We start from the raw sequence: 11,383 nt of genomic DNA, 5'->3' as shown, positions 1-11,383 counted from the left end.
AACCCCTCGCCCCAACCACCCCTCTCCCTCCGGGAGAGGGACAGGGTGAGGGTAGCCGGGCCCCGGGTTGAGCCCGTGAAAGGGGCCTACTGCGCCTTCCCGCCGAAGGACCTGAGCATGTCCTGGTAGTTGCGCATCAGGTCTTGCTCGCGGGTGAGGACGAGGTCCACGTTGGCATCGCCGTGAATCTTCCGGACGGAGACGAGCTTGTCGGTCTCCTCCACGCGCTGGCGCATGACCTCGATCTGGGGCGCGAGCTCCTTCTGCTGCTCGGGCTTGAGGCGGGCCTGCATCTCCTCGAGCTTCTTGAGCTCGCCGGCGAGGTCCAGCATGGCGGCCATGTGGCGCTGGGTGATGACGTCCATGACGAGGGAGCCGATGCGGTTGACGTCCTCCTCGGAGAGGCCGGCCTCGCGGCGGGCCTTGGCCTCGGACTCGGCCTTGCTCTCGATGGCCTTCATGGACTCGCTCATGCCCACGGGCCTGCCCTGCGCGTCCAGCGTGCCGGCGGTGAGGCGGACCTTGGCGGCCTGGAGCTCGCGGGCCATGGCGGCGTAGGCGTCCAGCACCTGGCGCTGGTAGCCGACGTAGGCATCCAGCTTCGCCTGGGTCAGCGCGTAGGGCTTGCTGTCATCGATTGCCTCGGCGGCCTCGGCCGGGGCCTCCGGAGCGCCCTTGGTGGCCGCCATCCCGGTGGCCTCCCGGGCAGGCGCGGGGGCCTCGTCCTTCTTGCAGCCGGACAGCACTCCCGCGGCGAACAGCACCCACAGCAGCTTGCGCATCCACACTCCTCCAGGGGTCCTCCCCGGTCACACGAGGGGCGGAGTATATGTCCGCACACAGTCGGCCACGGACGGGATTGCATCCGCTCCGGGCGGAATGGCCCTGGTTGCCTGCCCCCCGCTGGAGGGGCCGTCACCAGCCAACAATCGCCGTATTACCTTTGACCAACCCGGGCGCGGTCGTGTACGAACCGCGGTCCGTTCAGAGCGGTGGAGGCACCTTGAGGATCTTCCTGGTAAGGCACGGCGAGGCGGACGCGGAGGCCCCCGAGGGACTCGGTGACGAGGCGCGCGCGCTCACTGCCAAGGCCCGAGCCAGCACGGTCGCGCATTTCGCTTCGCTGGCGGAGCGCATCGGTACGGTGTCGCTCATTCTCACGAGCCCCCTGGTGCGCACCGTGCAGACGGCGCAGCTGCTCTCCACCGTCCTCAAGCACGAGGGCACCCTGCGCGCCCACCGCTGCCTGTTGCCGGACATGCCGGTGGGAGCCGTGGCGCCCGTCCTCGACGAGCACACCGGTGAGAACATCGTGCTCGTGGGCCACCAGCCGTCCATGGGCGCGCTGGCCACCCACCTGCTGGGCATGCAGTCCTTCCCCAAGCAGGTCAACCCCGGCACCATCATCGCCATCGAGCGCCCGGACTCCACCGAGCCCGGCGCCACGCCCGCTCCGGCCAAGCTGATCTTCTTCGCCGCTCCCGGCCAGCCGGTGCTCGACGTCATCCAGTAGATGATGGACGAAGCCAGCTACAACCAGCTCGTCGCCACGGCGTTCAAGCGCATCATGACCGCCGCGGATGCGCTCGATCCGGATGAGCTCGAGGCCGAGAGCACCGGGGACATGGTCACCCTGACCACCCCCGCGCGCGAGAAGTGCATCATCAACACCCAGCGCGCCGTGCGGCAGATCTGGGTCGCCGGCCGCTCGCAGGGCATCCACTTCTCCTATGACGCCGCCAGCGGCTCCTGGCTGGACGACAAGGGCAAGGGGCTCGAGCTGTTCCGCTTCGTCGCCGACGTGGTGCGCGACATCTCCGGCCAGGAGCTGGCGTACCCGGGGTGAGTGGCGGGACCGTAGACCCTCACCCCGACCCTCTCCCAAAGGGAGAGGGAGGGGTTGAGACCTACTCGGTGATGGGTTCCGCGGGCGTCTGACGGCCCCCTTCGACGCGGTCTCCACCCGCCGCCTGAGCCCGCCGCAGCGCGTCTCCGGCCTCCTTCATGAGGCTGCCGAAGCTCACCTGCGCCTGGCCCTTCTGCGCCGACGGCTCGAAAACCGCCAGGCCCATCGACGCCGTCAGCCCCTGCACCGACTCCACTTCCTTCACCCGCTGCCGCAGCCGCTCCGCCACCACCATCGCGCCCTCATGGGGCGTGTACGGCAGGAAGACGATGAAGCGCCCCTCGGCGAACGGCACCGCCACGTCGATGTCCCGCAGCCCCTCGGAGAGCCGCCGGAGCACCTCCGCCAGCGCGGACGTGCGCTGGCTCGCCGGCAGCGTCGCGATGCGCTCCGCGTAGCGGTCCGGCTCCAGCAACAGGTAGGAGATGGGGTAGCGGTAACGACGGCTGCGCTTCACCTCCATGAAGAGCAGCCGCTTGAGGAACTCCAGGTCCGCTCCTGAGGAGCTCGGCTCACGGCGGGGCCCCTGATGCTGCATCAGCTGCATCTCGGTGCGCACCACCGACACCGTCTCCCGCGCCTGCGCCAGCTGCATCATCAGGCTGACGCAGGACACCACGGTGGCCCGCTTGAGCGGACCCACCAGGCACGCCTCCGCCCCCGCGGCGGACGCACGCGCCTCCGGCTGCTCCTCCTCCGGCAGGTACAGCAGGAGCACCGGAATGCCCGGCGCCTCCTCCTTCACCTGCCGGCAGAGCGTCTCGCCGTCGAAGCTCTCGGTGACAGAAGCCAGCACCAACGCGGGTGCCAGCTCCCGCACCCTCTCCAGCGCCTCCCGGACATCGCCCGCCACCGTCACCTCGTGGTTGGCGTTCTCCAGGAACTTGCGCAGCGCCCCGGCCACCGCGGCGGCCGGCTCGGCGACGAGAACGAAGGCCATCTCAGACCTCCATCACTTCCTTCTCCTTCTTGGAGATGATCTCGTCGACCTTCTTCACGCCGTCGTCCGTCTCCTTCTGCACCTTGTCCGTCAGGCGCTTGGAGTCGTCCTCGGTGATCTTCTTGTCCTTGAGCTGCGCCTTGAGGGCCTCGTTGGCGTCGCGGCGGATGTTGCGGATGGCGACCTTGTGCTCCTCGCCCTTGGTCTTCACCTGCTTGGCGATCTCCTTGCGCCGCTCCTCGGTGAGGGGCGGGAAGGGCAGGCGGATGACCTCGCCGTCATTCATCGGGTTGATGCCGAGGTTGGCCTCGCGGATGGCCTTCTCGATGTCCTTGAGGACGCTCTTCTCCCACGGCTTGATGATGATGAGCCGGGGCTCGGGCGAGGTGATGTTGGCCACGCCGCTCAGCGGGGTGGGCGTGCCGTAGTAGTCCACCCGGATGCCGTCCAGCAGGTTGGGGCTGGCCCGGCCCGTGCGCACCTTCGTCAGGTCGCGGCGGAGATCCTCGAGCGTCTTGTCGATACGGCCCTTCAGTTCGGTCACGGCGTCTGCCATGTGCAGGTCTCCTTATGAAGTGCGTCCGTGCTTCTCTCAGGCCCAGGCCGTCTCGCCCACGCCCACCACGGTTCCAATCTCGCCCGCGTCGCCCAGGATGGCCTTGTGGATGTTACCGCGCTGGGTCAGGTCGAAGACGATGATCGGCAGCTTGTTGTCCATGCAGAGCGAGATGGCCGTGGAGTCCATCACGTTCAGGTTCTGCTTGAGGACGTCCATGTACGTCAGCGTCCGGTAGCGCCGCGCGTTGGGGTCCTTCTTCGGATCCGCGTCGTAGATGCCATCCACCTTGGTCGCCTTGAGGATGACCTCGGCGTTGATCTCCATGGCGCGCAAGCTGGCGGCGGTGTCCGTGGTGAAGTACGGGTTGCCGGTGCCCGCCGCGAAGATGACGATGCGGCCCTTCTCCAGGTGGCGCACCGCGCGCCGGCGGATGTAGGGCTCGGCGATCTGCTCCATCTTGATGGCCGAGAGCACCCGGGTGTGGCAGCCCTGCTTCTCCAGCGCGTCCTGCATCGCCATGGAGTTGATGCAGGTGGCGAGCATGCCCATGTAGTCGGCGCTCGCGCGGTCCATGCCCTCGGTGGAGCCCGCCACGCCGCGGAAGATGTTGCCTCCGCCGATGACCACGGCCAGCTCCACGCCCGCCTCCGCCACCTCCTTCAACTCCGAGGCGATGCGCGACAGCGTGGGAGGATGGATTCCGTACTTCCCCTCACCCATCAGGGCTTCACCCGACAGCTTGAGGAGGATGCGCTTGTAACGACGGGCCGTAGCTGGAGCGGACATTGGTTCCGCTTCTATCCCTCGCCCCGGCGGCGATCAACGCCGGAGTGCCGGGGCCGTCCGCCAGTGGCCCCTCCCCCGCCACCCGGCTCCCCCGAACGGCAAGGGCCGCGACGCCCCGGGGAATACCGGAACGCGCGGCCCTCGGGACGGCGGGAGGCGGACGGCTAGGCCTGGCCCAGCGTCTTGGCCACCTCGGCGGCCAGGTCTTCCTTCTTCTTCTCGATGCCCTCACCCACCTCGTAACGCACGAAGCGGCGCACGGAGACCTTCTCGCCGATCTTCGCCGAGCGCTCGGTGATCATCTCGCCGACCTTCTTCTTGTCGTCCTTCACCCAGAGCTGGTCCACGAGGCACACGCCCTCGTAGTACTTCTCCACCTTGCCCACGAGGATCTTGTCCCACATGGCCTCGGGCTTGTTCTGCTGCTTGAGCAGCGCGCGCTGGATGTCCTTCTCCTTCTCCAGCAGCTCGGTGGGGACCTCCTCACGGCGCACGTACTTGGGGTTGGCCGCGGCGATCTGCATGGCCACGTCCTTCACCAGGTCCTGGAAGTCCGTGTTGCGGGCCACGAAGTCCGTCTCGCAGTTGACCTCCACGATGACGCCGATGCGGCCACCGTGGATGTAGGTGCCGATCATGCCCTCGGCGGCCACGCGGCTGGCCTTGCCCTCGGCGCGGGAGATGCCCTTCTTGCGCAGCCACTCCTCGGCCTTGGCGAAGTCGCCACCGGACTCGGCGAGGGCCTTCTTGCAATCCATCATGCCCGCGCCGGTCTTCTCGCGGAGCTCCTTCACCATCGTGGCGCTGACCTCGGCCATGTTCGTCTCCAGGGACCCACCCCGTGCGTGGGGGGGATTGAGGTTTGAAGGTACTGCGGGGGTTCAAAAGGAAAAGCCGGACGGCGACCAAGCGCCGCCCGGCTGGACTCCACGCGCCCCGCGAAGGAGCGCGGCGGCACTACTCGGCGGCAGGCTCCCCGCCACCCTCGCCACCCTCGGTGGCCTCGCCCGCGGCGGCCGGAGCGGCGGCGCCCTTCATCTCCACGAGGGGCCCGCGGCGCTCGCCGCCACGGTCGCCACCGCGGCGGTCACCACCGCGGTCATTGCGGCGCGGCCCGCGGCGATCGCCACGGTCGTCGCGGTCACGGCGGTCACCACGCTCCTGCTGCTCGTCCTCGTCACGGTCCGCCGCCCCGCTCGCGCGGTAACGGGCGCCGCCCTCGATGCAGGACTCGGCGATCTTCGAGGTGAAGAGCTTGATGGAGCGGATGGCGTCGTCGTTGCCCGGGATGACGAAGTCGATGCCGTCCGGGTCGCAGTTGGTGTCCACCACGCCGATGACCGGGATGCCGAGGCGGTTGGCCTCGTGCACCGCGATGTGCTCCTTCTTCGGATCGATCACGAAGATGCACTTGGGCAGCTTGGACATCTCCTTCACGCCGCCCAGGTTCTTCTCCAGCTTCTCGCGCTCACGCTCGAGGGAAGCCACTTCCTTCTTCGGGAGGCGCTCGAAGGTGCCGTCCTCGGCCATCTTCTCCAGGGTCTTCAGACGGTCGATGCCCTGCTTGATCGTCTTGAAGTTGGTCAGCGTGCCACCCAGCCAGCGGCTGGTGACGAAGAACTGACCGGCGCGGCGCGCCTCCTCCTGGATGACGTCCTGGGCCTGCTTCTTGGTGCCCACGAAGAGCACCGCGCCGCCGCGGCCGGTGATGTCGGCCACGAAGCGGAAGGCCGCGCGGGCCATGTTGACCGTCTTCTGCAGGTCGATGATGTAGATGCCGTTGCGGGCGCCGAAGATGTAGGGCTTCATCTTCGGGTTCCAGCGCTTCGTCTGGTGGCCGAAGTGAACACCGGCCTCCAGGAGCTGCCGCATCGTGATGCCGCTGGCGGCCGCCATGGCCTGCTGCTGAGTCGTATTGTCTTGCGTTTCCATCTCGGTTCTTCCTCCACGTTCCGTAAAGAGTCCGGCCGTTTGCTCCCGAACAGGAGCACCGAGGGCCGGCAAGAACGTGTGCGTAGTGGGTTGACTGAAACAACGAGCCCACCACCAGCCAGGGCTGGCGGCGGGCGGGCTTCTCTAACAAAACCCGTGCCGCGGGTGCAAGCTTCGCGACGCGGGGTGGGGACTGGTGGACGGGAGCCGGGCACCCAGGGGAGCTGGGGCCCGGCCTCTACCAGGAGGGGCGAGAGGGCCTAGACGCTGGCCTCGGACGCCCCGTGGCACTTCTTGTACTTCTTTCCGCTGCCGCAGTGGCAGGGGTCATTGCGGCCCAGCTTGGGGCCGGCCGGAGCGGCTTGGCGGGCGGGGCCGGCCAGACGGGCGGCGGCGGCCTGGGCCTCGTCCAGCTTGCCCTCGGCGTTCGCACGGCCCTCGTGCATCTGACGCTGGCGCTGGGCCATCTGCCGGGCCAGCCGCGCCGTCTCCTCGGCGGCGGCGGAAGCGCCCTTGGCCTGCACGCGCATCATCTGCATGGCGAACTGGGTGCTGATGGCCCCCAGCATCTGCATGAAGCCGTTGTAGCCCTCCTTCTTGTACTCCTGCTTCGGGTCCTTCTGGCCGTAGCCGCGCAGGCCGATGCCCTGGCGCAGGTGGTCCATCGCCAGCAGGTGGTCCTTCCACAGCGTGTCGATGGTGACCAGGTAGCGCACCTGGAGGAAGCGCAGGAACTCCTCGCCGAACTCCTGCTCGCGCGCCTGGATGACCTTCTCCGCCGCCTTGTAGATGTCCTCCTGCAGCTCCTCGCGCGTGCTCACGTTGGCGAAGGACAGCTCCAGGTTGAGCGACTCCTTCACCCCGCGGGCCAGCGCCTCCAGGTCCCACGAAGCGGGGTTCCGGGACGGGCAGTAGGTGTCGGTGAGCGAGACGATGACATCCTCGACGGCGTCGAGGAGCAGCTCCCGGTAGTCCGCCCAGGACACGGTCTGCTCGGAGCGGATCTTCGCCTTGGTCTTCTTGTCCTCCTCGTACTCGACCAGCGGGATGCCGGCACCGGCGGCCAGCACCTTGCGGCGCAGCTTGTAGATGGTGCGCCGCTGCTGGTTCATCACGTCGTCGTACTCGAGCAGGTTCTTGCGGATGTCGAAGTTGTGCCCTTCGACGCGCCGCTGGGCGCTCTCGATGGCGCGGCTGAGCCACACGTGCTCGATGACCTCGCCCTCCTCCATGCCCAGGCGCTCCATCAGCCCCGAGATGCGCTCGGAGCCGAAGATGCGCATCAGGTCGTCCTCGAGCGACAGGTAGAAGCGGCTGCCACCCGGGTCACCCTGGCGGCCGGCGCGGCCACGCAGCTGGTTGTCGATGCGGCGCGACTCGTGACGCTCGGTGCCGATGATGTAGAGGCCGCCGGCGGCCACCACTTCCTCGCGCTCCTTCTGCGTCTGCTCCTTGTACTTCGCCAGCACCGCCTCGAAGCGCTGCTTGTACTCGGCGAGCGCCTGCTGGTAGCCGGTCAGGTCCACCGTCTGGCCCTCCGGCCCCGGCGTCGCGGCGGGAGGCTGGGGCTCGGCGCCCACCTCGGCCTTGGCCATCACCTCGGGGTTGCCGCCCAGGAGGATGTCCGTACCGCGGCCGGCCATGTTGGTGGCGATGGTGACCGCGCCCTTGCGGCCCGCCTGCGCGACGATCTCCGCCTCGCGCTCGTGCTGCTTGGCGTTGAGCACGTTGTGGGGGATGCCCTGAGTCTTGAGGAAGTTGGCCACCACCTCGCTCTTGGCGATGGACACGGTGCCCACCAGCACCGGCTGCCCCTTCTTGTGCAGCTCCACGATGTCCTTGGCCACCGCCTCGAACTTCTCGCGCTCCGTCTTGTAGACGACGTCGTCCTGATCCTTGCGGACCATCGCCCGGTTGGTGGGCACCACGCGGACTTCGAGGTTGTAGATCTTCGCGAACTCCTCGGCCTCGGTGTCGGCGGTGCCGGTCATGCCCGAGAGCTTGGAGTACATGCGGAAGTAGTTCTGGAACGAGATGGTCGCCAGCGTCTGGTTCTCGTTCTCGATGTTCACGCCTTCCTTGGCCTCGACAGCCTGGTGCAGGCCGTCCGACCAGCGGCGGCCCGCCATGAGGCGGCCGGTGAACTCGTCGACGATCATGACCTCGCCGTCACGCACCACGTAGTCGCGGTCACGCTTGTAGAGCGTGTGGGCGCGCAGGGCCTGCTCCACGTGGTGGAGCGTCTCGATCTCGCCCGGATCGTAGAGGTTCCCGATCTTCAGCCGCTGCTGGAGCTTCTCGATGCCCGCGTCGGTGAGGGACACCGACTTGTGCTTCTCGTCCAGGATGTAGTCCTGGTCCGGCACGAGGCCCGGGATCACCTTGTCGACGTTGTAGTACTTGTCGGTGGTGTCGTCGGTGGGACCGGAGATGATGAGCGGGGTGCGGGCCTCGTCGATGAGGATGGAGTCCACCTCGTCGACGATGGCGAAGTTCAGCTCGCGCTGGACGTAGTCCTGCAGGCGGAACTTCATGTTGTCGCGCAGGTAGTCGAAGCCGAACTCGTTGTTCTGCCCGTAGGTGATGTCCGCCCGGTAGGACTCCTGGCGCTGACGGTCGTTCAGCTCGTGGAGGATGCAGCCGGTGGTCATGCCCAGGAAGCGGTGCACGCGGCCCATCCACTCGGCGTCGCGCCGGGCGAGGTAGTCGTTCACCGTCACCACGTGCACGCCGCGGCCGGACAGGGCGTTGAGGTACGAGGGCAGCGTGGCGGTGAGCGTCTTGCCCTCACCGGTGCGCATCTCCGCGATGCACCCCTGGTGCAGGAACATGCCACCGATCATCTGCACGTCGTAGTGCCGCTGGCCGATCACCCGGCGGGCGGCCTCACGCGTGATGGCGAAGGCGTCGAACAGCAGCTCGTCCAGCGGGCGGCCGTTCTGCACCTCCTGCTTCATCCGTGCCGTGGCAGCGGGGAAATCCTCATCCTTGAGCGCCCGCATCTTGCTCTCCAGCTCGTTGATGCGGGCTACCTTCGGGTACGTTTTCTTGAGCTCGCGCTCATTCTTCGTCCCGATGATCTTCTTCAGCGTCCATTCGATCATGCGATTCTGACTCTCTCGCCGGAGAATCCTCGAAGGGACGCGGCGAGTGAAGGGAAATCCCTGGATTGTAGGTGGGATGCAGGAAGGAAACCATGCGTTTCTCCCGCGTCATTCCACCTGATTGGCCGCCGCGCGAGCGGCAGGACAGAGTAAAGCGGAACCGAGGCCACGCAATGCCCTCCCGTCGAAAAGAGACCCATCGTCCCGCGAAGCGCCCTGCTTCCCGCCCTCAGAAGGGCCCGCCCCCCGCTCGGGGGGCGAAGCCGGCGCCCATGCCACTTCCCTCGGTTCCACCCCGGGTGAAGTCCCCGCCGATACCGGCAGTTACCCTCCCCTCACAACCCGGGCGGTGGCTATGGACCTGCCGCGCCGGTTTCGAGCCCCACCTGTTCGAAGAGCTGGCATGGGCGGGAGCTTCCCCCCGGATGCTCGGCGAGGTGCTCGTGGAGAGCGAGAAGCGCCCGTCCGAGCCCCCCGTCTTCGCCCGCACCGGCATCCGCGTGCAGGCCTCCCTGCCCTCCGAGCAGTCCCCCGAGCAGCTGGCCGGTTCCATCGCCACCCGGGTGCTCGAGGCGGTGCCCCACGGCTCGCTCGTGTTGCAGGCCTTCACCCCGGACAGCCCGGCCGGCAACCGGATGGCCGACGAGGCGGATGCCCTGCTGGAAGCGGTGCGGGCGCGGCTGCCTCCGGAGCGGCTCCTGGAGGAGACGTGGCGCGCCCGCGAGGCCGGGGCGACGCTCGTCGAGCTGTGCGTGGCGCCCGGGGTGGTGCTGGTGGGCTCGGTGCCCGCGCGCGAGGCCCTGTCGCTCTCGCCGGGCGGACGTCAGCGGATGCGGCGCTCGGCCGACTCCCCTTCCCGCGCGGCGATGAAGCTGGAGGAGGCCCTGGTCAACCTCCCCTTCGAGCCGGGCCGGGGTGAGGTGTGCGTGGACCTCGGCGCGGCGCCCGGCGGGTGGACGCAGCGGCTGGTGGCCCGGGGCGCCCGGGTGATTGCCGTGGACCCGGCCAAGCTGATGCCGGAGCTGGCCCGGCAGCCCCGCGTGGAGCACATCCAGGAGAGCGCCTTCGCCTATGCCCCCGAGGAGCCGGCCGACTGGCTCTTCTGCGACATGGCCTGGCGGCCCATCGAGGTGGCGCAACTCCTGGCCAAGTGGGGCCGGCGCGGCTGGGCCTCGCACCTGGTGGCCAACATCAAGCTGCCCATGAAGGACAAGAACCCCATCCTCGTGCGGGTGCGTCACATCCTCACCCAGGAGGGCGGCTGGCAGGGGCTGACGATGCGCCAGCTCTACCACGACCGCGACGAGGTGACGGTCACCGCCCACAAGGTGACCTAGCGCCCCCCTCGCGGTTAAAGAGCGGCCATGCCCTACGCCATCGACGACGCCATGGCCACCGCGCTGGTGACCCTCTACCCCCGGCTCGTGCAGCGCTCGCCCGAGCCCGTGAAGGTCGCGCTCCAGCGCCTGCTCGACGAGGAGCACGCCCGCCGCGGCGTACCGGACGCCACGGGCGCCCTCAATCCGCTCGCCCTCACGCAGGGCACGCTCCTCAAGGAGGAGTTCGACCTCTCCACCCACGCGCACCACGAGGGCTGGACGCTGGGCGCGCTCATCGCCGACGTGAAGGGGATGATTCACGTCAACGCGCGCCACGGCTTCCCGGCGGGCGACGCCATGCTGCGCGCCGTGGTGGAGTCCCTGCGCGCCCAGTTCCCCGGGGCCAAGGTGGTGCGGCTGCAGGGCGACAACTTCGCCGTGCTGCTGGTGCCCACCTCGGGCCTCACCGTCACCGAGGCCCTGCGCGAGCCCACCCGCTCCCGGCTCGCCGCGGACGCTCGCGCCTCGCTCCCCGCGGGCGCCGAGGCTCCGGATTTCACGCTCGCCCTGCTGGAGCTCACCATCGAGCAGCCCACCCACTGGCAGGTGCTCGGGCCCCTCGTGTGGGGTGAGCTCGAGCGCGCCTATACCCTGGAGCGCATGGGCAACGCGGGAGGTCTCCAGCGGCGGCGCCTGCAGCTCGGCGGCTTCGTTCCCGGCCGTACGGAGCCCTGAAACGCGAAAGGGGCGAGGGTCCGAGGACCCTCACCCCTGTGCTCGCGGGATTCAACCTGGGAGGCGAGATACCCTCACCCCGTCCCTCTCCCGGCGAGAGAG

11 protein-coding genes are annotated in these 11,383 nt (G+C 68.5%); 4 read left to right on the top strand and 7 right to left on the bottom strand.

What is annotated here, in order from left to right:
• Positions 1-86: 86 nt before the first annotated feature.
• Positions 87-782, bottom strand: coding sequence for a hypothetical protein (locus NR798_RS14205; protein ID WP_375771999.1), 696 nt, complete (start codon positions 780-782; stop codon positions 87-89).
• Positions 783-1,003: 221 nt separating this feature from the next.
• Here NR798_RS14205 and NR798_RS14200 point away from each other — a divergent pair, with 221 nt between their 5' ends.
• Positions 1,004-1,513: a histidine phosphatase family protein gene (locus tag NR798_RS14200; RefSeq protein WP_375771998.1), complete on the top strand. Its 510-nt coding sequence runs from the start codon at positions 1,004-1,006 to the stop codon at positions 1,511-1,513.
• On the top strand, positions 1,514-1,846 hold the full coding sequence (cyaY, locus tag NR798_RS14195; RefSeq protein ID WP_375771997.1) for an iron donor protein CyaY: 333 nt from the start codon (positions 1,514-1,516) through the stop codon (positions 1,844-1,846).
• A 61-nt stretch (positions 1,847-1,907) separates the two neighbouring features.
• Here the strand turns inward: cyaY and NR798_RS14190 are convergent, their stop codons facing one another.
• The 6 genes from NR798_RS14190 to secA form a co-directional block, all read right to left on the bottom strand.
• Entirely contained in the window at positions 1,908-2,846 is a 939-nt protein-coding gene (locus NR798_RS14190) for a diguanylate cyclase (RefSeq protein WP_375771996.1), read from the bottom strand.
• Between the two features lies 1 nt (position 2,847).
• A complete protein-coding gene (gene frr / locus NR798_RS14185) occupies positions 2,848-3,402 on the bottom strand; it encodes a ribosome recycling factor (protein WP_375771995.1) in 555 nt (184 codons plus the stop codon).
• A 36-nt stretch (positions 3,403-3,438) separates the two neighbouring features.
• Entirely contained in the window at positions 3,439-4,191 is a 753-nt protein-coding gene (gene pyrH / locus NR798_RS14180) for a UMP kinase (protein WP_375771994.1), read from the bottom strand.
• A gap of 164 nt (positions 4,192-4,355) precedes the next feature.
• On the bottom strand, positions 4,356-5,009 hold the full coding sequence (gene tsf / locus NR798_RS14175) for a translation elongation factor Ts (protein WP_375771993.1): 654 nt from the start codon (positions 5,007-5,009) through the stop codon (positions 4,356-4,358).
• 139 nt (positions 5,010-5,148) lie between these two features.
• The gene (rpsB, locus tag NR798_RS14170) at positions 5,149-6,123 is read right to left on the bottom strand and encodes a 30S ribosomal protein S2 (protein WP_375771992.1); all 975 of its coding nucleotides are present in this window, start codon (positions 6,121-6,123) and stop codon (positions 5,149-5,151) included.
• A 260-nt stretch (positions 6,124-6,383) separates the two neighbouring features.
• The gene (gene secA, locus NR798_RS14165) at positions 6,384-9,227 is read right to left on the bottom strand and encodes a preprotein translocase subunit SecA (protein ID WP_375771991.1); all 2,844 of its coding nucleotides are present in this window, start codon (positions 9,225-9,227) and stop codon (positions 6,384-6,386) included.
• Between the two features lie 425 nt (positions 9,228-9,652).
• Here secA and rlmM point away from each other — a divergent pair, with 425 nt between their 5' ends.
• Positions 9,653-10,564 (top strand): 23S rRNA (cytidine(2498)-2'-O)-methyltransferase RlmM, encoded by a 912-nt coding sequence (gene rlmM, locus NR798_RS14160; protein ID WP_375771990.1) that lies wholly within the window; start codon positions 9,653-9,655, stop codon positions 10,562-10,564.
• Positions 10,565-10,591: 27 nt separating this feature from the next.
• Positions 10,592-11,281: a diguanylate cyclase domain-containing protein gene (locus tag NR798_RS14155; protein WP_375771989.1), complete on the top strand. Its 690-nt coding sequence runs from the start codon at positions 10,592-10,594 to the stop codon at positions 11,279-11,281.
• The last annotated feature ends 102 nt before the right edge of the window (positions 11,282-11,383 follow it).

The sequence above is a fragment of the Archangium gephyra genome (genome assembly GCF_042230915.1).
GTDB lineage: Bacteria > Myxococcota > Myxococcia > Myxococcales > Myxococcaceae > Archangium > Archangium gephyra_B.
This window is presented reverse-complemented; position numbering and strand designations above follow the sequence as displayed.